Genomic DNA, 22998 nt, shown 5'->3' with positions numbered 1-22998 from the left:
AGAAGTCGGTAGTCATCATAAGCATCAGAATATTTTTCTTCATGTGTTTCTATCACAAAACAACCCTCGATATGTTACCCACATATCAAAGATAGATTTGTCATAAAAAAATATCAAGGTTTTTTGTCATGAAAAATTTCCAAGGGTATAATTATAAACACCCCATTCGGCATACTCAGGTTCTCCTTCTTTTGATAAAGCCCATTCGTTACCGAACTGGTCTTCACACAAGTAAACATCGAATTCTGAGTCATGCTCATCAGCTTGTTTAACAACTGTCAGTTTGTGTACGGTTGCAATTTGATCGAATTTTGACATATCTATATCTCCATAAGTTTTTGGAGATAGCCTCCTGCCGGAGAGCTATCCCCGGTAGGGTTATTAGTAATGCTGTTTGTTTTTGGCGACCAGCTATCGCACATCAGCGCACAAGGCACTTTCCAAAAACGTCTCTAACAAACGCCTTTAGAAAATGTCAAGAATGACACCAAGAGGTAAGGATGCAGAGCTATCAAGCTCCGCATCCACCTTAGAGTAAGTTAATTCATAAAGAACAATGAATTAAAATACCATTTTCACTTTTCGCTGCTTCAACTCGCTTGTTTAAACGAAAATCGAAGCAAGCATCCAGAATTTGTCTTTGAAGATACTTAACAAGCTCTCCTGCACTTCGAACTGTTTCTCGTGAACCATTTAATGGCTCAACAAAACAATCATCGTACCAAGAACACGCATCTGGATTATCATGGACATACTTTTTCAACATGCACCAATCTAATGGAGATATAGTTTCTCCCTGCTTAATATTTCCGACGATGCCTTCTATACGTGAATGAATCACCCCGGCTTCGTTATAGCCACTGGGTTCTTGCATTTCGTCATATGGCCCATCATCAATATCGCCACAACCAGCCGGACAGCAATTTGCATCTATGCCGTGGGAGCAATAATGAACGTCATCATTCCAATGCTCTTCATGGCTTTCAGTTTGCTGCTCCGCTGTAATGACTTCGTAACCGTAATTTTCAGCAAGCTTGATAACCTGTTCTTTAACTCCTTTAGGTAAGTCGAGAACAAGGTTATCAATCGCATCTATATACCGGTTTGCGAAGAGTTCATAAATCAGTCCACATCCTTTGTGAGCATCTTGAGCAAGCTTTTCAACCTTCTCAGGGTAATTCTCACAAGGCCACTGGTTTACCTTTTCAAAGTGGTCAATTAACTCATCCAACTCCCAAAAGATATTGTTTATGACTGTACCGAAGACCAAATCGTCTCGGCCAGCTGCGTTGCAAACTGTTTGTATGACAGAATACATATCACTTAAATATGTCACTCTACCAGCTGGACCATCTACAAATTCAGGTTCAAGCTCATCCCCTGTTGAGTGGTAAACAGCTGCACATTTTAGAGCTTCCGTATACGAACCGTGTTCAGCACGATAAATAGATAATTTACACATAGATTTCTCCTGGTAAGGCTGAGGAACCCCTTCTGGGAATCACCTCAGCTATTGGTAGTGTTAAGCGGGCATAACGCGAATTTCATCTCCAGCCATTTGGATTGGAATTGATTTTGCTGGTTGATGACCGCAACTTGTGTCCGGACCATCCGCCGCAGCGAAATAGACCGAATTGTTCATTACATTGATAGGCATACCCAAGGCTTCACCTGCTGGTGCGAGCTTGAGCATTCCTGATCGTTCGATTAAAGCCGGAGCCCAGTGGAAGTCTTCGCCGCCGATATAAGGCTGCTCGGTATCCACCACTTCGACTAGTACCGGAGTCTTGTCCGCCAGCTGCCAGCAGCTTCGGCCTAATTCGTAGGCCAGAGCTTCAAACGCAGGAAAGACAATAAAAGAATCTTGTGAGGTGTGAATGTCGTGTTAAACCATATCGCTTTTCCACTGAAAGCTGAAAAAATCCAGCCCCCCGCTTTAGCTCGATGATTTATAGCTTCTTTTTGTGAATCAAACTCAATAAATTTAGCGGCCATAGGTGTCTCCTTAGATAAAGAGCACACCTGTACCCTACGGGCACAAGTGCGCCCGTGGGCTAGTGTTTGAAATGAACTACCTCATAGGTTTAGGCAGATTCTTGAAGTTTAAGGTTGTCGAGGCAAATTGCATGATATAAGCGATGTCTCTGATCTAGGAGGAAATCCTGATCTGGCCGCCATGTGCTGCGATTGTATTCCTCAGTAAAACCGTTATAAGCGTTTACTTCTGCTGGGGACAATTTCTTACCTGTGTACACACAGGAAAGCCGTCCTACCTCGACAATAGACTGTTTGGGTAGTGGGGTATTAGCCTCTTCAACAGTGTATGAGCGCTTTGTTCGATGGTCGATAATCTTGGACTTTAATTGCTCGTGATTTAGACCTCGTAACGATATATACATGCCTTTCTCCTAAATTAAAGGAGCGGAACTATCCCATAGGACGTTTCCGCCCCTATGGGGTTTATATTTGTTTCTTGATTATGTATTTGTATGGGGGAGAGGTTACTTCGCTTTCCACAAGTTGATGATCCATGTGGCGACAAAAGTCAGGTATATCTCTCGTGGTAGCTGGGTCATCAGCTTTCACTTCGAGTGTTTCTCCTGGCCCCATACGACGAATTGCACGACGAACCACCATTAATGGCTCAGGGCATCGCAATCCCATCACGTCAATAAACTGATCTACATTCATTGGTTATCACCCTTGCCTATAGCAGTCTAATCACGCGACAGAAGACTTACTGTTTTCTTCGTAGCGCATTTTCGCTTGTTCGTTTAAATCAAGTTCACCGTCTTCTAGCTTTAGAATATTTTCTAGAAGATTGGCTTTGTGCATTAAAAGTTCAGCAACAGCCTCATCAATATCCTCGATTATCTGTTTCTGTTTTTTGATGGTGTAGCTATTCAGTTCTTCAACCAGAGGCCACGCTACACTCGAATGAGTATTTAGTGTGGGATATTCTGCTTCAACCTCACAGACAACGCCATTGGCACCTTCTCGACAGTGTGGATAGCCTATACGTAGACCAACGCATCGGTCTAGTTTGGGATAAACACAGAACTCCAAAGGGGTGCGATTAGTAAAAATATCGTTAGTGTTTTTAGACATGATCTTCTCCATGCAATTATTGGTTATTGACGGAGAGCTCCCGACGGGAGGCTCTCCCGTCAGGGTTGATATATTGCTGTTTATTTGCGACGTCCAGCTAACGTACTCAAGCACCAAAGGCACTTTCCAAAAAAGTCTCTATGTACGTACAAACTGCTTTGGAAAGCGAGGGGGCATTTCCCCCTGCGCTTGTTATTTCTACCTTATAGTTTCCTACAAGGCTACATCGTGTGATTCACATTGTTCGATATTCGGCCAATAATAGATTGTACCTTTGCCCATTTGATCTTGACGTGGTGTACCTAGAAATTTGAATAAATTTCCCATGCAACTTGCCACTGCTGAAAGATCTTTTCCTGGGGGGACATCTATCCCAAGACAAGTACGACCATACATAAACCGTCCAGAATATGAACGAACATGGAATTTAGTTTGCTCACTCTCAGGTTCATCTCGATTTACCTTATCTACAGCAAGTACTACCGCTTTGTTTAGAACGATAGTTTGACACGCCTTATCAAGCTCACCGAAGCGTTCAACGTCGATACCACAGAACTTATCAAGTCCCGAGGCAGCATCATGAACAATCAGTTGCTTGGTGTCAGCCAATTCATTTTCCATCGGCTTCCAAATGTTTTCAGCCTCTTTATCAATGAATTGCACTACCTCATGCCATGACCAAAACTCAACATCATCTCTGATGGCACAATGTTCAGGTTCTCGATCTTGCTGCATACATTCCAGCAAAAGCAAATAGCCGTCATACCATGTTCCTTTATATTCATTATTGAATTTAAGGACTTGTGCAGCGGCCAATCCAATTGCTTTCTGTTTCAGTGAAGTAGTCATTGTAATCTCCTCGAACTTGGAGGAGTCCACCAGCAGGTGATCCCCCTCCTGGTGGCTACTTATTTCTTTTAGCTAACTGTCTGAGTGTGTATTGGCAAAGGTTACGCACTTCATCAGGGTCGTAACCAGATAACACACAACAGGTAACAAATGAAAATGGATGAACTTCATCAGAGTTCAACCATTCATAAGCTTCATCTTTTGCTTTTTTACCAGAGCGTCCGTCAGCAAGGACATTTAAGCTATACCGCAAAAATGCCTCTCTTAGCTCTTTAATCTGCCCATCAGTCCAAGTTTCGATTTCAGTTTCAAACTCTTGCTCGACTGTACGATCAGAACATGATGCTACGATTGTTAAGGGAGTAACCTTTTCAATCGGCTCTTCATCATTTTCTAATAGCAGATCATCAAAAATGAAGGGGAGTTGTAATTGTGCATCGTAGGTTAATACGCTTGCAGTATTCACGGGTTGCTCCTAAAAATTTAATTGAGAGGCAACCCACTCCCAAAAGGGCATAGGTATGCCCCTTTGGGGTTAAGTTTCATATGTTAAAATCCAACAATCTGAGAGTTAATTTGCTCTTCCAGCCAAAGCTCCAATGATTCGAGCTCTTTTCTTTCCGACGATGAATTTGCTTTTAAAGCATCACATCTAACGGCCAGCTGCATCGAGCGAACTTCCTCTACAGTTTCCACGTTGTTTCCAGCAAACATAACTAGTTGCGAATTTGGCATGGTCATAACTCACCTCCCTGAGTTTATAAGCCAGTATCTAATGCCTAGATTCAAGGTTGGCGTTAAACCAATCTGCGGGACATTCAATCACCGCATGGGTTACGACATCTCGCTCTGAGTAACCTTGAACCAAAGCATCGGTACACTTCTCAGGAGAAGTACCTTGAGGGACCAACAATTCAAGATGAATTCCATCCGAACCAACCAAATCATCCCCGTAAGGGAAGCCATTGATCGTTTGGTTGTGTCGCTTACACCATTTAATGATATTGGCAATACGACCATGCTCATCTTGACTAGCTATTCGTTTATTCAGCTTCATTGGACACCTCCTGACATGCACCTAGTTCTACCATGCTTTGCATACATAGCTGGTTCATATCCATTGTGAGTGTGTCATTTATGGCCGAATAAACGATCCCCTCTTTCGCAAGTTTTAACACCTGTTTCAACAGAGAAAGAATAGATTGAGCCTCATCGTCTATACGATCTGCTATATCTTTCCATTCCCAATGTTCAAATGGTTGCCATGCAGTTAAATCGGGCTCTTCACCTTTCTCAACGCATTCTATTAGGTACTCGTAAGCCATGAACCAATTGTCAGCACTTCCTAATTCTGACAGGTACTGAGCAGTTGCTTGGGCGTATGCGAGTTCTTCTAATTTTGGCTTGGTGGTTAAGGACATTCTTAAACGCTCTAGAGCTTCTTCTGCATCATTACGAGTTAAGAAGAAGTGTTCTACAGACGAACGGCAACGTTTGCCTTCCGCATAGTAAAGAATGCTTTCCTCTGTACAATCTGGAGTGGCTAAACCGTACTCCTCAATTGTTACAGGCTTGATGGTTAATGACTCGTCACACAATTCATAAACAACAACAGGGAAAGTGCTATTGCGGTAAAAATCGTGATGGTATTGATTGGTCATACATATTTCCTCTTTGTAAAGAGGAGCCCAACCCGTAGGTTAAAGCTCCTCAGGGTTGGGGTTAGATATCGACAGTTACATCTGACGTTGCTGTAGCACAGCAAGGCAAAATTTCACCATCATTAAGATATGCTATAGGTTCAGCACGGTAAGAAATGTTCCCTCTTACCAGCTTGCACCGACATGCTCCGCAATACCCATTTCTGCATTGCGACTCAATAGCGATACCTTTTCTTTCTAGTTGAACCAGTAACGTACTTGTACTGGCTGGTAAGTTGACATGCATTGTCATACTCCTTATTTGAGGAGCATGACTCCCAGCAGGAGAACATGCCCCGCCAGGGTGGTTAATAGATGTGATTTTGCTGTTTATTTGCGACGTCCAGCTAACGTACTCAAGCACCAAAGGCACTTTCCAAAAAAGTCTCTTTGTAAGTTCAAACTGCTTTGGAAAGCGAGGGGGCGTTTCCCCCTGCGCTTATTACCCTGAAACGGTACGTACTCCGATTTCTCGGAGTATTAGAGTATTTCGACATAAATTCGAGAATTTTTCTAATGTGGAACTGCCCTTTCTAGGTGTCAACATTAGCTTTCACTCTGTTAGGGTATAAACCCCAGAATCCACTCGAACAAAATATCGTTCATCTTGCAGCACTTGACGAACCTTGGCTTGCCAGTGTTCGTTTTGTCGGTGTTTCGCGTAAGGTGCAATTTGTTGGTAAATGGCATCTAACGATAAGGTTTTACCCTGTAACACTCGACGCAACACTGCTTTCCATGTAACTCCAACCATATTGGCCGCACGTTTATCTGCTACTGGGATAAGCGAAAGCGATGATGATGCATTTTGCTTTTTGAATACCAGTAACTTTTCATGGGCGATACGAACCAGCTTACTGTTATTGCTGTAGTTGGTCCGGTCAGAGACACAGTTGTGTTGTACCTTGATGATCTCATCAACGAGTTTACCTGGAGCCAAACGCTCAACCAGACTGGACAAGTTATAATACTCGCCTTTACGTCGAAGGTTTCCCATCAAAATACCGTAGTGACCTCCCGGTTCACAGGCATCATGTATATTCATAATGGCTAATTCTAGAGCTTCCACGAACTCTGGCAACGATAGACGGCTCATATCCCATTTATTGGGTTCACCATACATATTGCCAGAAAAAGTGATCATGTCTGCATAAGGGGGGTGCCACCAAATAAGGTGGGCTGGCTCCCCAAGAAATGCAGACAGATCATCTCGCAGCAAATTAAACCCCTGATGCAAGTCTGTACCAATAAAACGAACTTTGAGTTCATTTGCCACATCAGTACTGGTTCCTCCCCCAATACTAGGGTCAACAACTAAGCCATTTGGTTTCATCATATATGACTCAATAAAGTCTTTAATGATGTGTCCGGTGCAATTACCTCGATACTTGTTGTCGCCATAATGACCACGATTCGGGTAAGAGCAAACAGATGTAGTAAACATGGTGTGTCCTCCTTGTGGTGGGCACACCATGCTCCCTATAGGGTTAAAGGTTGTCGGTGTACCATGCATCAAGGTTTTCGTAATCCTTACGATATATCTCCTTATTGGGAGCTGTCATAAAGACCACATCACCTTCACAGTAGGTACACAATTTGAGCTCACGCTCGTTATACCAGAACGCACTATATGACGAGTCTTGATGAGCAATTCTCCAAGAGTCGTTCAGGTAGCAATTCCAAAAGGTTAGTGTATCTCCTAGTGGAAAGTGACTACGTTCGATAATCGAACCATGCTCTGTTTGTTCTGGTTTAACTCGTCCTGTTTTAAGTCGCTTCTTAATGATGCGTTTGGCACGGTTCAGCAGTGCAAATAAGCGAGCATTGTCACTGCTATACCACTGTGGATTACGCTTATTCCAGTAGAATTTTGCGTGAATCTCACCAGATAAGCGCTCCATTTCATTACGGTTTAAAGTATCTAAGAAACGGCGCATTGCCATGTCATGATTAAGCGTTGATTCTAAGGATGCGAGTGTAGTCATTGTGATTCTCCAGTTAATAGAGACCACTGCCCATTCAGGGCAAGTGGCCCCGAAAGGGTTATTTAAGGACAAGTGAAATTTGTGTTGGCGCAACGTTTAACTTGAAATAACGCTTATTAGCTTTATACGCTAAGTCAAACCAACCTACCGGAATGGATACGCTGCCATCATCACCACCAAATATCATTCGAGCAGTTTCGTAAAAGTCGTCATCTTTGTCAGGATTACATCCGTGAGCATAGACAACAGCACCTCTTGAGCGAGGACTTTCTTTTACATCTGCGTTGTTCAGAAGATACAAACCTTGATCTTTTACCAATAGCAACTGCGGTTCGACTAAAGACTTGTCTATCTGGCTGGAGTCCGGCCATCCAAAATCTTTGTGTTCCTCATCGTTTCCATTGGAATCAACAACTTTGCCTGTTTTGTATAGAGCAGGCTTAAAGAGATCATCCATTGTTGGTGAATAACTTTTCGTCTTATTAAGCTCATCCACCAGCAGTTGTACTTCTTTCATGTTAAATTTTACGATTGCCATAATGGCCTCCATTAAAAATTGAGAGGCTAGCAATGCCCTAGAGGCTTTGATGGCCCCTTAGGGTTTAGGATTTAATTTATTCCTACAAATACATTTAGAGCGCGTTTGATATCTAGCTCAAACTCATCCAAGCATGGCATTGATGCATCCATCTCGTCATACCCTTCTCGCTCTATAATTCCCCAAAAACAATCTGAAAGATTATCAACCAAATCAAATAGTTCACTTTCTTTCCACTTATTTGGGGCTCTTTCTATTTCGTCAACACATCACATCTATAGATGAGGTTTGAATATGGATAAAGATCTACAACAAAGTTATCTTCACCATACCCAAAACAATCTCCGATATTGATGTGGTTGTCCTCTGCATGTTTCAGTACAGCGGTCGTGAAATAGAAATGGTATTTTGCTTTATGTGCGTTTTTTGTGCTCATGGCTGTCTCCATAAAATTGAAGAGGCAACCAACGCCTACCAGGGCGTGATTGCCCCGTTAGGGTTAATGTATTAGATCCGGGCTTCCATAATCTGGAATTGCCCTTTTGTCTCTGAGCATAACTCTTTGAGAGAGCTATACAGTTGCTCTGCCGACAACATTGGTTTACCCAAAGCTTTCATTGCCTCAAGTGCATTTTCAGCTCCATGCTCCCCTGTTGCGTCAAAGACGTTGTAGTGGACTTCACCTATTGAAAGAATGTTTCCGCTCGCCTTCACACCAACCTGCATTTTTTCAACAGTTAATGTGAGTCGCTCACTTAAAGAACCTGAATAAAAACTTATTGTCGTATCATCATGGAATACGCCGTTATAGATTTCATCAAAGTTGATCATGATACTTTGGCTGTATTTTTCGCCAAAATAGAGTGTCAAGCAAACCTCCTCTAGTTCCGTATCTGTCACTAATGCACCATTAGCTTTAATCAGATACGGGCCGTCGATTACAGCCTTCATATCGTCATGAATTGAGTCGTATACATCACCTGCCGTCAAAGTACCATTTGGTTCTTTTTGGACAGATTTAGTACGTGTAAACACTTTTTCATCCGACAACTCAGAACTGTTATCAGTGAAGTAGTCAGGTCTCAGATCTTCTTCTTGGATTTGATAGTATCCTTCCGGAACCACCCACTCCTTCCAACCTTCAACCCAATCTGTTTCAGTGTAATCACTCCAATCAGGACTTCTTTCTCGGTTAATAACATCGAGAACCCCATCAATAGTCCAACCATAAACTTTTTGTGTTTCTAGGTCGGTAACGGGGATACGACGCTCCAACGGAGTTTCAATGGACATCAAACTAAGTTTAGTTTCATGGATTCTGAACACATCCCCATCTAATTCAATGAGGCTTTCTGGGTCCGTTAACAAGCTGTGTTTGCCTTGTGCAAGATCCAGAAAATATTCCACCCCTAGACTGATAGTGCTAACCAGATAGTCAACACTATCGACAAGCTCTGCGCAGGTCTTGAGATGAGATGGTAACAGTCGGCCAGAAAGGCTAATTCCCATATCAGAAATTTTCTTCTCTGGATTTTTGATTGCTACGTTTGCGGCCACACGATATGCCTCATAGGCATCTTGTGCAGTAGGATAATCAAAACCCTCTGTCAAAACGCAAAGGAAAGCTGATTGTATTTTCAAGTCAGTATCGGTGTGAGCGATAGTCATGGTTGTTCTCCATAAAAATTGGACACACCTATGCCGTCGAGCAAGATGTGCCCGAGGGCTGTGATAAAAAGTGAATTAATGCTGTTTATTTTTGGCGACCAGCTATCGCACATCAGCGCACAAGGCACTTTCCTTGAATCTCTCGACTTTCACATGTGAAAGTGAAAGGCTCAAGGAAAGCGCCGGGAAACCCGACGCCTATTTCTGGTAGTTGGCCCACCAGGTTCAAAATGTGTGTGAAGTAAAAGCCCAGATAAGAGACTGGGCGTATTAAATGTTATTAAAATATTGGGAACTGGTCATGAACTTGAGCATCAGCATCAATTTCAATCATGCGATACCCAGCTTTAACTGCCGAAACTAAGATATTGTGAAATTCTTCCCCCATACCGTTATATCCAAGATTGTTCTCAGGTTCATCGTACAGTTTGATGAGCCAGCCAGTATTTCGACCCATTATCATATTGCAGTCTGGAGCATAGGATAGCTCATTTAGTGCTTCATGCTCATCTAATGGAATATGACAAATGCTAACACCAAGCGTCTTATACTGATCGTTAGCCGCAGTAAGTGACCATTCAAAAAATGGATACTCAATGTCACCCTCTAATACAGCAATCATTCTAAAGTCGCGTTCAGGTCTGGTTTTTTGCAGTATTTTAAGTTCTTTAATGGCACTTTGCTCACTTAGAACCGTGCAGGGGTTGTCAGCGCGGTCAATGTTGTCATGCCAATTACGACCATGCTTATCTTCAATTTGATACCCAATAATCATGATTAAATACTCCCTAATAATATACAACGCTATCCCCCTATCAGGGAGTTAGACGCCTAAAATGAATAGGCCCCGTCCCTGACGGGATAGGGCCAATACATGGACTGATTAAGCAGCAAAAGCGGTCAACGATCGCTCCATTAACTTAAACAGTGTTTTTTGTAGATCCGCAGCATCCTCGATGACAATGTTCGTATTGAACAGTCGATTAACGGCTGTAGTTTCAATACCAATACCAATCATTTCTATGTCACTGGCTTCGCACAGTCCGATAACTTTGTGACAAGCCAGTGCATTGTTCGGCGCACCATCTGTCACAACAATCATCATTTTACGTTCCTCTCTGGTTTTGGTTAGCTCAAATGCGCTATACCAAATGCCCTCAGCCATCGGTGTACCACCGCGTGAATTGAAGACAAATTTACCAGTTTGGTTTTGTACTTTTTGACCATGCTTTACAACGCTGTACACAGGAACATTGGAGTTGTTACCGAAAAACGTTACTGCTGGATTAACCCCTGGAATGCTTTCTAAAGCTAATGCAATAGCTAAAGAGGCTTCCCTTGCAATATCTTCCCTGCGCTTACCGTTTCCGGCAGGGCTATCCATTGAGGAGCTCATATCGACCAAAATGTGAACCGCTGTATTAGGGCGCTTCTTAGCTTCTGGTCTCTGGAAAATACGAGTATCTCCAATGACAACTTTATGTAGTTGACGAGTGTCTACACGCTTTCCACTTCTTTGGTTCCTATGAGCAGTTCTTTGGCTGGCTTGCACCAATCCATAAAGCTGCTGTCGGATTTTTGAAGTTGTACTTTTCACATCTCCATTGAGACGCTGCCCTGCTTCTTTGTGATCATGGATATCCATTGCTGACCGTACTGTTTGGTAACGATCATCACCTTCTTGCTGGGCTACCAGATTCAGCTCTTGCTTCAAAGCGTCTTGCGCATTTTTAGGCAAATCACTGTTTCCAGCGCTTAGTACTTGTTGTAGCAATTGAGAAGCATTAGGAGGAGAACTGTTACCGCTCGCGTTCTCTTCACTATTATTACCTTGAACTTCGGGGCTATTTTCATTTTGCTCACTTTGCGCTCCACTACTGCCACCCTGTTGTTCTTGGCTATTTTCATCATTGCCATTAGATGACGACTGTTCCTGCCCATTTGGACTTTGAGAGTCGTCACTACTTTTATCCTTCTGCTCAGGTGATTGCTCACGTTGAGATTTCGGATTTTGCTGCTCTTCACTATCTTTCTCTTCTTCGATCATCTTAATGATGTCATCAGCAAGAGATGCAGCGTTTGCAGTTGATTTGGCGTCCACACATTTACGTAGCAAGGCATTAAGCCTTACAACAACACCTTGAGGGAAAACTCTTTCAAACACAGCTTTTGCGCCATCTAAACGCTCTTGCAATGCAGTTTGACCTACACCAACTGTTTGCAACCAATACAAGCAGTATGCAGACAGGATGGATGCCGGGTGGTCTTCATCTCTCACGGGTTCATAATGGCCTGCTTGAAGCATGTATCGAGCCATCTCGTGCAGTGTCAAAGCTGTTCCTGGATAGACCCCAGGCATTGCTCTTTCAATACGACAATCTTCAATGACGTTTGTTAGGTGAGCGTGCAAGGCGCGTCGCCTTTCTACATTGAAGTCCGTAAACCGAACGTGTGCAGCTTCATGTGCCAAGTAGCCCCAAACAGCATCCATATTTGGATAGTCATCTGGAACATTTGGAATAACGATAGTTTGACCATCAGTGCTTGCGGTATCTGACCCCAAGGCAACTTTAACACCAAACTTCTCGCCATAAGCAGCAGCTACGATGGGTAAAGCATTATAAACAGTACGTTTTTTAGACATATTTCTTCTCCAATTTGGACAGAAGAAACAAACCACCCTCGGAAAGGTGGTTGTCCCTTCCGAGGGGGTTAAAAATAACAATCCTGATCATCAAGCTCAGTTGGTTGCTGTTCAGGTTGACTTACAACATGATCATTAGAGTGAGATTGACCAAAGTCCTTGCCAACATAATCTGCTGGGTCTTGGCTATAGTCTTCCACTGGAATATCATCACAATTTAGGTCTGCATCCCACAGAGTCTGAGAAGAGACATCGCTTTTGTCTTCCAAAGCATCATCTTCCTCGTCATCTTGGTTTGCACTGGATGTGCGGTTGGCTAAAAACGCTTCGAAGTCATCCAAAATAGTTTCAGGTTCTAAGTTATTAACTTGTTCACCATCTTCTTGGTTAACTTCTTGGCTTTGCGTTTGAACGTATGGTTGTTCCAGTGCCTCATCACTCTCAACACCTTCACTTTCATCTTCTTGATCAGAAGCTCCAGACTCTAATGAGCTGAGTTCATCTCTGGTCAAGGTTTTGGCTACATCATCAACACTAAGCGAACCACCAGCGTATTCTTGAATACGTTTGCGATCACACATGATTAATACAGCGGCCATAATTTGAAAGACGAACATACCTTCAATATTACGCTTTCCAGCTCCGTGCTTTTCGTACCCTGCTAGTGTTTGATCGAGCAGGCTAACGAGCGGAGTGAATGCGCTGTTCAAAAATGACAGTCCATCCACTTTATCACGTAGGTTTTTTAGCGTTGCGCCTGTAGCTGTTGCTACATGCATCTTCCCAGCTAAACGTTTGTTGTAAAAATCATTGGCATCATTTACCACCTCAGCAATGAGATCATCGCCCAACTCCTCAACCTTACGATTAAGTCTGTGTGCGCTTTGCTCATCTTGAGTAGGTTGAACCATAAACACCTGATATTCAAAACCAATTCGTTTTTCTACTTCTTCACGAGGAAGAGCTCCAGCACGAATAGCAGTCTCGTATTCAGGGTTTTCTCGACACCATTCATCAACGGCATTGTTGTAGCCAGTAACGAACTCGTGTTTTAACTGTTGAACTTCGACGTCAATCTTGTCCAACTTGGCGCAAATCTCATCAGTTTTTGCTACGGGTACAGCATAGCCATTCATGAATGGCATACCATAGCTAAGCAAAAAACGTCGAGTTTCTGTTTTCAAGCGATGAAAGCCTTTCAGCTTCGCTGGATCACAGATTTTTTTCGACCCTAATTGAGCTACTTTCTCTGGTGGAATTTCACCACCAGCACCCAATTTAAAGTCAGATGCAGACAAACGAGTTTGCCCACTCCAGATATCAAAATCAGCATTAATAACGCATAGATTTTCGAGATGTTTAACTTTTGACATGGTTTATTCTCCAGCAAAGTGAAAGCACACCATGTCCCGAACCGGGCATGATGTGCCCGGTTGGGCTATAAAGTTAAAGTGAGTTACGCAGGAATAATCATCCAGGTAAAGGTGGATGGAAATGAATTTCCAACACGTTGAACATTGTCGTACAAGGTGTCATTAAATACTCGGGTCATCCAGTTCGGAGAACCTTTCTTTTTATAACATAGCTTGTAGTTTTTCATGGTTGCCTCCTAGTGCAATAGACAGGAGGCTAACTCCGAACAGGAGAAGCTCCCCTGTTGGGTTAAATTGAAATGAGTTTGATGCTGTTTGTTTTTAGCGACCAGCTATCGCGTCTTCACTCTCGATGAGAGTAGAATTCGTCCTTTTCCGTTGAAGACCGAAAAAGCAATCTTCAATGGAAAAGGGGGGGAATACATTCCCCCTTTCATGTCTACATTTCACATAGGCTCAATGTACCAGGTAACACTTTTTGGGAAAGAGTTTGCCACTCTTTGTACATTGGCATAAATCGTATCTTTGTAGATACGTTCTAGCCAGCGGCCACCATGTAGGTACATGAGCTTGAAGTTCTGTGTTTTCATTGTAGATGCCCTTTGTTGCTTGTTTCTAAAACACACTGACGCGATATGCTTTAGAAACAAGCCCCAAAGGGCTTGTTATTTATGCCTAAAAATAGGCTGACTCTACTTCTAGAGACACATCGTTTAAAGGGGCTAAAACCTCTTCATCTTGAATGTACCTCGGGTTAACAGAGCCTGTAACCGTTACTCGGTAACGCTCTGAGGTCTCCTCTCTATACGAGTTAAGATCCTCAGACTTAATATTCGAACCTTTTTCTTCAAGTAGCTTTTGGTAATTTACCCGACCAGCGGCTTTGTACTTAGTGATCATTACACCGCAATAATCCGCATGGAAATATTCACCCATCAAAGATTTCATTTTATCAAGGTGAGGTTGCCGCTTATCTTTCAACGCTTGCAACCTATCTTCCAACTGCTTAATTTCTGCGTCATAAAGTCGGTACTGCTCCGCTTCGTAAATCCACTCGTTCACTTCCTTACCTTGCGGTATAAAAAGATCTCGCTTGGGGTCTTTCTCAGGCTCTTTACGCTCAGTGACTCTTTTCCAGAAGATTGTGCCCTTAGCCACAATTTCTTTTATCATAGGCTCATCTCGGGTGATAACAAACTCCTTGAGTTGCCCATTTCGGTAGAAAACTAGCCACCCTTGCTTTGCACCAGTAACTAACAACTGATGTTGAACTTGAGGGTAATATAACTGATAAGCCTTGCTGTTTTTTAGTTCAGAACAAACATCGTTCCAGACCGTTTCGCTAGGACATTTCAGTTCAGCAGGTTCACCATTGCCTCGTAGACCATCGAGCGATGCTCTAAACAATGGATATTGAACTGACTCGACACAAACAGGTAAGAGAATATCATTGTACTTCTCCTCAAATGCACGTCTTGCTTTATCTTCGTTTTCAACCCCTTGGCGCACCAGAGGGTTTAGACTTAGATCGACTTCACGAGCATAGCCTGTTTTTTCAGCCCAGAGTCGCCATTCCGTTTTATAAGGAGAACGATTTAGTAGGATGCAGGCGTCAGTAGCAGTAATACCACCTTTACGCCATTCCAACCATTGTTCGCTCCTTTGAGATAGATTGACGATTTTCATAGCTCTCTCCTGTATTTAACAGGAGGAGTCCCCATCGCGGGGGAACTCCCCCGCAAGGGGTTAAAAGTAGTTGCCGTCACCACCCTCTTCCAGTTCAGGATCAGGTTCGTGCAAACCTTCTTCTATAGGATCAGGATCATGCTGAATCGGCTCATCTGGTAACTCAGATTGAACATCGTCAACATTTCCCTTTTCCTGGATAGAAGCTTTTTGGGTTACAGCTGGTTCCATGCTATCAATCTCTGCATCACGCAAATATTGAACCGCATACTCCAACTCGGCACCAGAGAACCGACTTTCAACATACTCGTGAGTTGCTGACCACGCATTTTGCGCAATAGCTCTATCTGCAAGTTGTTTTAAAAGTGGGTCCATTTTCTTTTTATGCTCCAAGGCCAATGGACTTGAGGCTTCAATGACAGCTGGTTGTTTTGTGGTTTGTTCTGACGATACAACATGCGCTTCACCTTCAATTATGCGTTCAGCTTCATCTTGATCGTAAATTCCAGAAAACCCCAAACCGATACGCAGACCTTGGATAAAGCCTTTGTGTCGTAACTGTCGTTTCGTGTGAGTCTGCCAAGGGCCAATAACAGTGTAAGGACCGTACTGACCCGTTGCTTCGACTGGTGGACGATAGACTTCATCAAGATATTCTCGAATACGTATAGACCGTGTACGGTCCTTTCTGTAAACGATACACTCCACCCATTCTGGACATTTCACCTTTGCTCCGGGCATTTCAATAAGATTTTCAGAGTATTCAAACTCCACCCCATCAAATTGCTTGTGCTCGTTGGCAATCCGGCTCCAGCCATCAACACCAACAACAGGTACTATGCCGCCGCTTTTATCGGGGAAAGCGTATATTTCTCGCGTAAACGGATTCAGATTGTACTGCTCCGCTACGATGAGTAATGCCATCATCTGCTCATCAGTTGGTGCGCTTCCGTCTCGCTGCTTAAAGGCTGTTAGCTTTAAAGTTTCAAAAAACTTCTTAGCATCAACCCCAAACCGCTGAGCCATTCTTTCAACTAATGATTTCGTTTCTGGTTTTGTAGACATGGTGTTCTCTCCGTTGAGATGGAAGGGACACCATGACCCCTTAGGGCACAGTGCCCCTCTAGGGGTTAAAAATAGGAATCTTCGGTTTCGCAATCAATGTTATCCAATCGAAATAGTTCGGCGACTAAACCAAGACGTTCTGCCGCTTCTCTAACTTCGTTGTAATTCCATCCGAACTCAAAAAATATTCCTTCCAAAGAATCAAATCCGTCATAAATAAACAGATCACCATCTTCTCCACAGATTTTAACCAAGCGTTTTTCATCATCTTTAAAAAACTCCTGCTCAAATCTGCGTTGTAAATAAATGAACATCAGTAAAGGCTCATAGCCATCCGAAGCAGTTAGCGTCCCAGCACCTTCCAACATCGTTGGACAGATGGTGTTTTCGCTAGCGCCGCTTTTTACAGTTAGCTCATACCCTTTATTGGTTCTCATTAAAACATCAGGTAATTGAGATTGAGATCCTTTCTCTCTGGCAACATCGAAGCCAAGCTTTGATGCACCATCAGTAAAGACCCCGACAATAAACCCTCGGAGTAGAGCATGATTTGAAGCATCAACAGGCGATGACAACAACCAGCTCAGTGAGTAACCATCTTTTGATTCTGTTTCGGCTTCAAGAGAAGACACAGCTTTTGTTGTGGCGTTTACCTGCACTTCATCGAGGAAGGAGTACCCCTCTTTAAGCAGATCATCAACATGCTGATTTTCTTTCTCTTTCACGGTGACAGGAATCGTATCTAAGCTGGTGGCTCTGATTATCTGCCCATCGAGCAAGATAGTCTCTTTCCACCCGTTTAACTCAAAGAACTCTACCAATTGGTATTCAGTTGGCCCATCAGGATCGATGGACCATTGAACTGGCTTGTAACCAAGCATTACCTTGTCGATAGTCGTTCCACGTTCACGGATGTAACGTTTGCAAATCATGTTTTGCGTATCCATGAGATCCCCCTATCGCCACTGCTCACCGAAAACGTCTTTCGCTATGCGAATGACAGCTTCTTTCTCCTCACTTGAGGCTCGGATTAGCAATGATTGTTGTAAGGCATACTCAATGGCATTTGGCGCACCACGAAATTGCAACGTTAGTTTTGCCCAGCGCACAAGTGTCCGCGTAGACATTGTGATGCTGATTTGTCCATCATCCCCGTTTTCACCCATAAATAGTTTACGAATTTCATTAGCAATTCGAACCATACCATTACGAATGTTGTCAGGAAGACGAGGAACTACTCGCTCCAGAACGCCGCGTTCATCTTGCTCTGCCATATATGGCACAACAGAGAAACGATAACGATCCATTGCGGCCAAGTTCTGCATCATTACGCCTTGGTATAATCCTGATGGATCACCTGAGCCTGTACTGTTACCAGTGACAATAACGCGGAACATTGGATGTGGTTTGATGATTTCTCCACCATTCTGAGCGATAACCAGTGGACGACCTTCAAGAATGTCGTTTAAACCGGAAAGCTCTGCTGGGTCAACCAAATCAACCTCGTTAATGAGGAGGACATGGCCTTCACGCATAGCGATTGCTAAAGGGCCATACATGAATTGCATGACGGGAGTTTCTCCAGGCTTTGGTGAAATCAAGGCATGATGTCCAACTAAATCTGTGAACTCTAAACGACCATTAGCCGTAATTTGTTGCACAGGCCAGTTGAGACGCCCTGTAATTTCTGTAATGCCAGAAGTTTTACCAGAACCTGTTGGTCCGGTGACATAGTACGCATCACCGCAGGGATCATTCAAAAATGCTAAGCATTCTCTCAAGAACTCCTTTCGGAAAACGTAATCGGCGTGAGTTTGTGGAATAAAAGGATTGCTGCTATCGGCATAGCCTTTAGCGAGAATCTTTTCCGGAATATCCGGCATACCAAAAACATCACGTACTTTGAAGTTTGCATATTGTTGAGACATAGGTGCGCTCCTAATTGGTTGTGGGCACACCTAGACCCGTACCGGGCTAAGTGTGCCCGGTTGGGCTATTTCAATTAACGTTAATTGCTGTTTGTTTTTAGCGACCAGCTATCGCATCTTCACTCTCAGATGAGAGCAAAAATCTTTTTAGGCATAATTGTCGTATGCCTAAAAAGACTTGGTAAGTTCGGCCCTAAACTGGGCCGAATTTGATTATGAATACGCGGATATAGTGTCATTTTGACCAATAATACCTAAACGCTTAGCCCAGTCAGTAATAACCTCTTGAGCTTCAATAACACTACAAAATTGTCGTGGATTGATAGATATCGTTCGGCCACTGGCTAAATACAACACACCCGCGCAATCATCATACAAGTGAACTCTCATACTATCTTATCCCCAATGCAATAATTCTCCTGACCCAATTTGCTTTGAATGAACATTTACATAATGGAAAACGAAACACACGCTACTCAGAGACAGTGAACTATTGCTGTATAAAAAGGGACGTAATTTGTATTGGATCTTACTTGGCATGAACTGTCCTCCTTAGCCTGTGTCCTTCATTGTGTAACAAAGAGCCAGGTTATGGAGGCTTTGAATTTGAAACGCCAAATACCTGAGTACCGCTAAAAGCAATACCTGATACTGGCATGTTTTTTACCATACATGACTCCTATGACGCTTGTTTTCAAAACACGTACCACTACATGCTTTGAAAACAAGCCCCATTGGAGCTTGTTTATCTTGGCTATAAAGCTAAATCAACACATTCACAACAGGAACAGATACATACCCCGTGGGTAATTGCTGACCTGTGCGTTTAACAATTTTTGCTTCTTCAAGTACATCCAGAATACCAGCCAACTCAGAGTAATCTCTGATCGCTGACTGGTGTGGCTTGAACTTGAAATCAGGCAAACAAACCGTTGCAACACAAACTGGCTCTCCAGGAATAATACCTTGCTGACTATTATTCTTTGTGTCCGAGGCCACCAGCTCTAGAGCTAATTGTTGATTTGGATATTGGATCTTTCTCACATCACAATCATATCCACAAAAGTGTACAGTATTCATATAAGTTACCTTGCTTGTTAAGCAGAGATACCCTATCCCTTCTGGGGTAGGTCCCCCGCCAGGGTTAAATTACTGATCACGATTATCGTGCTTTTTGTTTAACTTTTTTTCTACAATCTTCTTGGTTATCAACCCAATAACAATGATAGCTATCAGGCCCCCCAAGATGAGCGAAAAATATAACAGGCTTCCTGTTGTCATTGTTCTGTCCTCAAAGTGTCATTCAGATCCTAACGAAAATTAAGCTCAAAATTGAGCCTATTTATCCACTGTCACTAAATGCTACCAGAATGATAGAACCAACAACGTAAGCTGCCATGAAAACTAATCCCATAACAACAGCAGCGACATTAGCTCCGAGCACAGCTGCGGGATGTACACCACCAGTCATAAGACCAATACCACCAGTAATAACAGCACCAGTACCTAAGCCCAGCACTACATTCAAGATGGCTTTCCAGAAAGTAAATGTAATTTTGTTCATGATTTGTCTCCTTTTTGAACGTTTTTAAACGACAGAGACAAACTCACCCCTACGGGGTAGTTGCCCCCGTCAGGGTTTTTATTTTTAGAGATGAAAGATGAGATGTACGTGTTGTACATCTCATCAGTCAAGTCTTTTGGTTGAGCTATACCCTTAAAGATCTACTTACCAAACCAGCGTTTTTCCTTTACGGATATACGTTGGAATTTCTAGATAAGCATATTCATCGACAGGTTTAGCCGGAGTCGGTTGTTCTTGAGCAGGCTCAGGAACAACAGCAGTCTGAACAGCTTTCGCTTTTTGTTCAGCTTTTTCTTTGATAACGGCCTGTACAGACCGCGCTTTGTTACTCGCTTTGTTCCAAAAGAACAAACCTAAGTTCTGGAACTGCAACGCAAGAAAAGTAAATGCTTTCGCAAATACCATTGCTCCTACGTACAATGCGCCAAGACTAGCTACGATAACAAAAACGAAAGTGATGATGTGCATGGTGTTACTCCTTATAAAACTAAGGGGAGCAACACCCTTGGTCGGGGTATTGTTCCCCCGATTGGGTTTTGAAATGCCATACGGCATATGATTAATGCTGATTGTTTGTGGAGACCAGCTATCTCACATAAAGCCGCAGAGCGACTAAAGAGTCTTTACTATAGCACTTCTCGTAAAATGTAATAAATCGTTCTATCTGCCCGTTCTGGGCACATTTGTAGCTAAGGATTCGTCAATAGACCTTTTATCCTGTATCTGCGTTTATCTGTATCTGTATTCAATTGAAGGAGAAAGAAATGACAGACTTAGCAGAAACCTCTTTGGAACAACAACCAACCAAAAAAGAGCGCAACAATGCGGACCTTTCTCGCCCTGTATTCAAACGAGTGCTGAAAGTGAACAGTCTGCAAGCTCAACGTGTAGTCGAACGCAGCTTTCAGCGCGTTTCCGATTCACTGTTTTCGATTGATGTTATTTTGCGAATCATTGGTGAACAAGATGAAATTGACCAAGTAGAAAGCATCATCCAGGAGCACATCGAGAAAGTATCCGTTGATCTTGATACCGCCACTAATCAGCTACAAAAGCTGATGGAAGACAACGGAATTGAAGGCGCTCCAGAATATACAAGCCCAAACCAGTACGATATCGAGATCAACTCACCACAAGTAGCTCAATTTGCTCACCTAGTGCGCAAGTTAGATAACTTGATGTTGTTAGTCGATACTCTATGGCTAAATAGTATCCTCACAAGCAAACAGCGCAAAGACGCCACTTATCAATGGCAACAACGCTTAATCAAACTTGCTGGCCGAATTATTGGTATTGAGAAGAGAGCTCGCATCTCAGCGCACTCCAAAGGCAAGAAAGATGAAGTTGAAGCAGCTGCTCCAACTCAAGAAACTACTGATGAAGAAATTGCATCCGAAGCCGACAATGCTGAATCTGGGGAAGATGAAAAGGCAGCTTAACGCTTTATGTCGGTTATCTATTGAGAGCCCTTCTACAACAGAAGGGCTTTTTTGTGTTTCTCACTTTCACATGTGAAAGTCAAAAATGTCATCATTAACTTTAACTATTCGCTATTAGCCACGAGTCATCTGGAATGTGACCATTGCGTACTGCGATTTTATAAAAATCGGTAATCGTTGTTACTCCACGTTGCAAGGCATACTCAAGATAGTCACCCGATTGTCTACTTGGAACATATTTGCTCATTTGTTCTGGAGTTTTAATGTAGTGACTCAGCTTGTAATCGACCCAGCCAGTCTCTGCGTTCGGCGTCAATGTCACTGTAACTACCGTGGACATACCTTTTAATCGGAAAGCATAACCTGATTGAATGGGCTCATAGTGTTCTATCGCTTCATTTTCAAACACACCATCAATTGTCCAGCCTCGCTGGTTATTGCTACCCTTTTCTCCCGAAATCATCTTTAAAATTTCCGATGAGTATTTCAATGTACTGTTGAAGCCATTACCACGACTATCAATTCGTGACGATTCATCATTCATCAATCGTTTGTTAGGGTTTAACAATGCGTACAACAGATTTTTATCTTCTTCACTGTTCAGATCTCCGTACAACTTTTCAAGTGTGTATTCAGGATGACTCTGCGTGTGGAAAGTAATAAATCTATGATCTTTCAATCTCTCAGAGATATGAGTACGGCCAACGAGATTGAATTGCAATAACCAGTCACGGAAAACACACCAGTCATTTAGCACGTCAGCAGGGATCGTTTCCGCTCCCCAAACATCTAGTGAAGCTCTAATTTTCCAATTACTACTAGATGTATCACCTTTGGGCTTGAGATAAATCAATTCTACATCGCGGCGATTAGGATCTACCTTAAATGCTTTTAGGGCAGAATGTTCCATAAGTACTGCGTATACATTGAATGGTGATTCTGAAAAATCGAGCTTTAGAACAGGCACATAATTTTTTCGCGTTGCCGCAGCGTTTATTTCATCTCGTATTTTCTCGAATGACCCAGAAAAATACTTACTCCCTTCATCAAGCATCATAGGCAATTTTGCTTCTGGGTGAGTATTAGACAAAACCACTTCGGCGTCTTTCATTTCTAAACTTGCCCTTTCAATAATTTGAGGAGGTATATCTGGCATCTTTGACGAGAATGTTTGACTGATCGCAGTTCGAATGCTCTCGTGAAGAAAGCACCTTAAAGGTTCGCCTTGGTCGGCCTGCTTTCGAAACTGAGTCGATTGAAGTAAATCTGCGTGTCCTTTATAGCCTAAAGACTGAGCCAGCCAGTCATTACGTTTGAATGCGCTCAGAACTTTGGTTTTGGACTCTTTTGCTATAAGAGATGCAAATGACTTGGCGATATTTTTGAATGCATCCGTTTGAGACGGATAAATTGGGTATGGAGTATCCATA

30 protein-coding genes and 1 pseudogene are annotated in these 22998 nt (G+C 42.9%); 1 reads left to right on the top strand and 30 read right to left on the bottom strand.

Translation table 11 applies throughout. The features are described 5' to 3' along the window. Positions 1–126: 126 nt before the first annotated feature. The 29 genes and pseudogenes from DZ860_RS19125 to DZ860_RS18990 all read right to left on the bottom strand — a co-directional run bounded on the left by DZ860_RS19125 (position 127) and on the right by DZ860_RS18990 (position 20597). Complete coding sequence (locus DZ860_RS19125; protein ID WP_120034340.1) at positions 127–318, bottom strand: hypothetical protein; 192 nt, start codon at positions 316–318, stop codon at positions 127–129. Positions 319–544: 226 nt separating this feature from the next. Beyond that, positions 545–1462, bottom strand: a complete 918-nt coding sequence (locus tag DZ860_RS24645; RefSeq protein WP_014386760.1) for a hypothetical protein — start codon at positions 1460–1462, stop codon at positions 545–547. Positions 1463–1522: 60 nt separating this feature from the next. Then, positions 1523–1765 carry a hypothetical protein gene (locus DZ860_RS19115; protein ID WP_176451530.1) on the bottom strand — a complete coding sequence of 81 codons (243 nt, stop codon included), beginning with the start codon at positions 1763–1765 and terminating at the stop codon, positions 1523–1525. 50 nt (positions 1766–1815) lie between these two features. Further along, entirely contained in the window at positions 1816–1995 is a 180-nt protein-coding gene (locus tag DZ860_RS19110; protein ID WP_014386758.1) for a hypothetical protein, read from the bottom strand. A 465-nt stretch (positions 1996–2460) separates the two neighbouring features. Next, positions 2461–2691, bottom strand: coding sequence for a sulfurtransferase TusA (gene tusA / locus DZ860_RS19100; protein ID WP_014386756.1), 231 nt, complete (start codon positions 2689–2691; stop codon positions 2461–2463). A 30-nt stretch (positions 2692–2721) separates the two neighbouring features. Next, positions 2722–3108, bottom strand: a complete 387-nt coding sequence (locus tag DZ860_RS19095; RefSeq protein WP_014386755.1) for a hypothetical protein — start codon at positions 3106–3108, stop codon at positions 2722–2724. Positions 3109–3321: 213 nt separating this feature from the next. Next, positions 3322–3957, bottom strand: coding sequence for a hypothetical protein (locus DZ860_RS19090; protein WP_014386754.1), 636 nt, complete (start codon positions 3955–3957; stop codon positions 3322–3324). A 55-nt stretch (positions 3958–4012) separates the two neighbouring features. Then, entirely contained in the window at positions 4013–4423 is a 411-nt protein-coding gene (locus tag DZ860_RS19085) for a hypothetical protein (protein WP_014386753.1), read from the bottom strand. Between the two features lie 83 nt (positions 4424–4506). Continuing rightward, the gene (locus tag DZ860_RS19080; protein WP_014386752.1) at positions 4507–4698 is read right to left on the bottom strand and encodes a hypothetical protein; all 192 of its coding nucleotides are present in this window, start codon (positions 4696–4698) and stop codon (positions 4507–4509) included. 31 nt (positions 4699–4729) lie between these two features. Next, positions 4730–5014 carry a hypothetical protein gene (locus DZ860_RS19075; protein WP_014386751.1) on the bottom strand — a complete coding sequence of 95 codons (285 nt, stop codon included), beginning with the start codon at positions 5012–5014 and terminating at the stop codon, positions 4730–4732. Next, a complete protein-coding gene (locus DZ860_RS24810) occupies positions 5001–5618 on the bottom strand; it encodes a hypothetical protein (RefSeq protein ID WP_014386750.1) in 618 nt (205 codons plus the stop codon). Before DZ860_RS24810 ends, DZ860_RS19075 begins: the two co-directional genes overlap by 14 nt. A gap of 61 nt (positions 5619–5679) precedes the next feature. After that, positions 5680–5904: a class I ribonucleotide reductase maintenance protein YfaE gene (yfaE, locus tag DZ860_RS19065; protein ID WP_014386749.1), complete on the bottom strand. Its 225-nt coding sequence runs from the start codon at positions 5902–5904 to the stop codon at positions 5680–5682. A gap of 306 nt (positions 5905–6210) precedes the next feature. Further along, positions 6211–7101: a class I SAM-dependent methyltransferase gene (locus tag DZ860_RS19060; RefSeq protein WP_014386748.1), complete on the bottom strand. Its 891-nt coding sequence runs from the start codon at positions 7099–7101 to the stop codon at positions 6211–6213. Between the two features lie 43 nt (positions 7102–7144). Further along, positions 7145–7642 carry a hypothetical protein gene (locus DZ860_RS19055; RefSeq protein WP_014386747.1) on the bottom strand — a complete coding sequence of 166 codons (498 nt, stop codon included), beginning with the start codon at positions 7640–7642 and terminating at the stop codon, positions 7145–7147. A 58-nt stretch (positions 7643–7700) separates the two neighbouring features. Next, complete coding sequence (locus DZ860_RS19050) at positions 7701–8180, bottom strand: DUF3085 domain-containing protein (RefSeq protein ID WP_014386746.1); 480 nt, start codon at positions 8178–8180, stop codon at positions 7701–7703. 253 nt (positions 8181–8433) lie between these two features. Next, positions 8434–8616 carry a hypothetical protein gene (locus DZ860_RS19045; RefSeq protein WP_014386745.1) on the bottom strand — a complete coding sequence of 61 codons (183 nt, stop codon included), beginning with the start codon at positions 8614–8616 and terminating at the stop codon, positions 8434–8436. 71 nt (positions 8617–8687) lie between these two features. After that, on the bottom strand, positions 8688–9848 hold the full coding sequence (locus DZ860_RS19040) for a ligand-gated ion channel (RefSeq protein WP_014386744.1): 1161 nt from the start codon (positions 9846–9848) through the stop codon (positions 8688–8690). A gap of 280 nt (positions 9849–10128) precedes the next feature. Next, positions 10129–10623, bottom strand: a complete 495-nt coding sequence (locus DZ860_RS19035; RefSeq protein ID WP_014386743.1) for a DUF5983 family protein — start codon at positions 10621–10623, stop codon at positions 10129–10131. Positions 10624–10731: 108 nt separating this feature from the next. Next, complete coding sequence (locus DZ860_RS19030; RefSeq protein WP_014386742.1) at positions 10732–12492, bottom strand: VWA domain-containing protein; 1761 nt, start codon at positions 12490–12492, stop codon at positions 10732–10734. A 68-nt stretch (positions 12493–12560) separates the two neighbouring features. Then, positions 12561–13865: a DUF3150 domain-containing protein gene (locus tag DZ860_RS19025; RefSeq protein ID WP_014386741.1), complete on the bottom strand. Its 1305-nt coding sequence runs from the start codon at positions 13863–13865 to the stop codon at positions 12561–12563. 446 nt (positions 13866–14311) lie between these two features. Next, positions 14312–14455 (bottom strand): hypothetical protein, encoded by a 144-nt coding sequence (locus DZ860_RS24495; protein WP_164496844.1) that lies wholly within the window; start codon positions 14453–14455, stop codon positions 14312–14314. An 85-nt stretch (positions 14456–14540) separates the two neighbouring features. Next, on the bottom strand, positions 14541–15551 hold the full coding sequence (locus DZ860_RS19020) for a YqaJ viral recombinase family nuclease (protein WP_014386739.1): 1011 nt from the start codon (positions 15549–15551) through the stop codon (positions 14541–14543). A gap of 240 nt (positions 15552–15791) precedes the next feature. Beyond that, a pseudogene (gene bet / locus DZ860_RS19015) lies at positions 15792–16616 on the bottom strand (phage recombination protein Bet); the annotation flags it as partial. Positions 16617–16681: 65 nt separating this feature from the next. Further along, positions 16682–17563, bottom strand: a complete 882-nt coding sequence (locus tag DZ860_RS19010) for a hypothetical protein (RefSeq protein WP_014386737.1) — start codon at positions 17561–17563, stop codon at positions 16682–16684. 9 nt (positions 17564–17572) lie between these two features. Further along, a complete protein-coding gene (locus DZ860_RS19005) occupies positions 17573–18544 on the bottom strand; it encodes an AAA family ATPase (protein WP_014386736.1) in 972 nt (323 codons plus the stop codon). Between the two features lie 213 nt (positions 18545–18757). After that, complete coding sequence (locus DZ860_RS24490; protein WP_014386735.1) at positions 18758–18934, bottom strand: hypothetical protein; 177 nt, start codon at positions 18932–18934, stop codon at positions 18758–18760. Positions 18935–19306: 372 nt separating this feature from the next. Further along, complete coding sequence (locus DZ860_RS19000) at positions 19307–19624, bottom strand: hypothetical protein (protein WP_014386734.1); 318 nt, start codon at positions 19622–19624, stop codon at positions 19307–19309. A gap of 262 nt (positions 19625–19886) precedes the next feature. Further along, entirely contained in the window at positions 19887–20108 is a 222-nt protein-coding gene (locus DZ860_RS18995) for a hypothetical protein (RefSeq protein ID WP_014386733.1), read from the bottom strand. A 165-nt stretch (positions 20109–20273) separates the two neighbouring features. Beyond that, positions 20274–20597, bottom strand: a complete 324-nt coding sequence (locus tag DZ860_RS18990) for a hypothetical protein (RefSeq protein WP_014386732.1) — start codon at positions 20595–20597, stop codon at positions 20274–20276. Between the two features lie 296 nt (positions 20598–20893). On the opposite strand from DZ860_RS18990, the gene DZ860_RS18985 reads away from it, so the two are divergent. Next, positions 20894–21568 (top strand): DUF1845 domain-containing protein, encoded by a 675-nt coding sequence (locus DZ860_RS18985; RefSeq protein ID WP_014386731.1) that lies wholly within the window; start codon positions 20894–20896, stop codon positions 21566–21568. A gap of 100 nt (positions 21569–21668) precedes the next feature. Here DZ860_RS18985 and DZ860_RS18980 read toward each other — a convergent pair whose 3' ends face one another. Continuing rightward, positions 21669–22997 (bottom strand): hypothetical protein, encoded by a 1329-nt coding sequence (locus DZ860_RS18980; protein ID WP_014386730.1) that lies wholly within the window; start codon positions 22995–22997, stop codon positions 21669–21671. Position 22998 lies beyond the last annotated feature (1 nt).

The sequence above is a fragment of the Vibrio sinensis genome (assembly GCF_003605645.1).
In the GTDB taxonomy this organism is placed as follows: domain Bacteria; phylum Pseudomonadota; class Gammaproteobacteria; order Enterobacterales; family Vibrionaceae; genus Vibrio; species Vibrio sinensis.
The sequence above is the reverse complement of the archived record's forward strand: the minus strand, read 5'-3'. Positions and strand labels throughout refer to the sequence as shown.

Coding starts and splice junctions, on each gene's coding strand:
- DZ860_RS19125 (WP_120034340.1), bottom strand. CDS start 318: ATGTCAAAATTCGATCAAATTGCAACCGTACACAAACTGACAGTTGTT.
- DZ860_RS24645 (WP_014386760.1), bottom strand. CDS start 1,462: ATGTGTAAATTATCTATTTATCGTGCTGAACACGGTTCGTATACGGAA.
- DZ860_RS19110 (WP_014386758.1), bottom strand. CDS start 1,995: ATGGCCGCTAAATTTATTGAGTTTGATTCACAAAAAGAAGCTATAAAT.
- tusA (WP_014386756.1), bottom strand. CDS start 2,691: ATGAATGTAGATCAGTTTATTGACGTGATGGGATTGCGATGCCCTGAG.
- DZ860_RS19095 (WP_014386755.1), bottom strand. CDS start 3,108: ATGTCTAAAAACACTAACGATATTTTTACTAATCGCACCCCTTTGGAG.
- DZ860_RS19090 (WP_014386754.1), bottom strand. CDS start 3,957: ATGACTACTTCACTGAAACAGAAAGCAATTGGATTGGCCGCTGCACAA.
- DZ860_RS19080 (WP_014386752.1), bottom strand. CDS start 4,698: ATGACCATGCCAAATTCGCAACTAGTTATGTTTGCTGGAAACAACGTG.
- DZ860_RS19075 (WP_014386751.1), bottom strand. CDS start 5,014: ATGAAGCTGAATAAACGAATAGCTAGTCAAGATGAGCATGGTCGTATT.
- DZ860_RS24810 (WP_014386750.1), bottom strand. CDS start 5,618: ATGACCAATCAATACCATCACGATTTTTACCGCAATAGCACTTTCCCT.
- yfaE (WP_014386749.1), bottom strand. CDS start 5,904: ATGCATGTCAACTTACCAGCCAGTACAAGTACGTTACTGGTTCAACTA.
- DZ860_RS19060 (WP_014386748.1), bottom strand. CDS start 7,101: ATGTTTACTACATCTGTTTGCTCTTACCCGAATCGTGGTCATTATGGC.
- DZ860_RS19055 (WP_014386747.1), bottom strand. CDS start 7,642: ATGACTACACTCGCATCCTTAGAATCAACGCTTAATCATGACATGGCA.
- DZ860_RS19050 (WP_014386746.1), bottom strand. CDS start 8,180: ATGGCAATCGTAAAATTTAACATGAAAGAAGTACAACTGCTGGTGGAT.
- DZ860_RS19045 (WP_014386745.1), bottom strand. CDS start 8,616: ATGAGCACAAAAAACGCACATAAAGCAAAATACCATTTCTATTTCACG.
- DZ860_RS19040 (WP_014386744.1), bottom strand. CDS start 9,848: ATGACTATCGCTCACACCGATACTGACTTGAAAATACAATCAGCTTTC.
- DZ860_RS19035 (WP_014386743.1), bottom strand. CDS start 10,623: ATGATTATTGGGTATCAAATTGAAGATAAGCATGGTCGTAATTGGCAT.
- DZ860_RS19030 (WP_014386742.1), bottom strand. CDS start 12,492: ATGTCTAAAAAACGTACTGTTTATAATGCTTTACCCATCGTAGCTGCT.
- DZ860_RS19025 (WP_014386741.1), bottom strand. CDS start 13,865: ATGTCAAAAGTTAAACATCTCGAAAATCTATGCGTTATTAATGCTGAT.
- DZ860_RS24495 (WP_164496844.1), bottom strand. CDS start 14,455: ATGAAAACACAGAACTTCAAGCTCATGTACCTACATGGTGGCCGCTGG.
- DZ860_RS19020 (WP_014386739.1), bottom strand. CDS start 15,551: ATGAAAATCGTCAATCTATCTCAAAGGAGCGAACAATGGTTGGAATGG.
- DZ860_RS19010 (WP_014386737.1), bottom strand. CDS start 17,563: ATGGATACGCAAAACATGATTTGCAAACGTTACATCCGTGAACGTGGA.
- DZ860_RS19005 (WP_014386736.1), bottom strand. CDS start 18,544: ATGTCTCAACAATATGCAAACTTCAAAGTACGTGATGTTTTTGGTATG.
- DZ860_RS24490 (WP_014386735.1), bottom strand. CDS start 18,934: ATGAGAGTTCACTTGTATGATGATTGCGCGGGTGTGTTGTATTTAGCC.
- DZ860_RS19000 (WP_014386734.1), bottom strand. CDS start 19,624: ATGAATACTGTACACTTTTGTGGATATGATTGTGATGTGAGAAAGATC.
- DZ860_RS18995 (WP_014386733.1), bottom strand. CDS start 20,108: ATGAACAAAATTACATTTACTTTCTGGAAAGCCATCTTGAATGTAGTG.
- DZ860_RS18990 (WP_014386732.1), bottom strand. CDS start 20,597: ATGCACATCATCACTTTCGTTTTTGTTATCGTAGCTAGTCTTGGCGCA.
- DZ860_RS18985 (WP_014386731.1), top strand. CDS start 20,894: ATGACAGACTTAGCAGAAACCTCTTTGGAACAACAACCAACCAAAAAA.
- DZ860_RS18980 (WP_014386730.1), bottom strand. CDS start 22,997: ATGGATACTCCATACCCAATTTATCCGTCTCAAACGGATGCATTCAAA.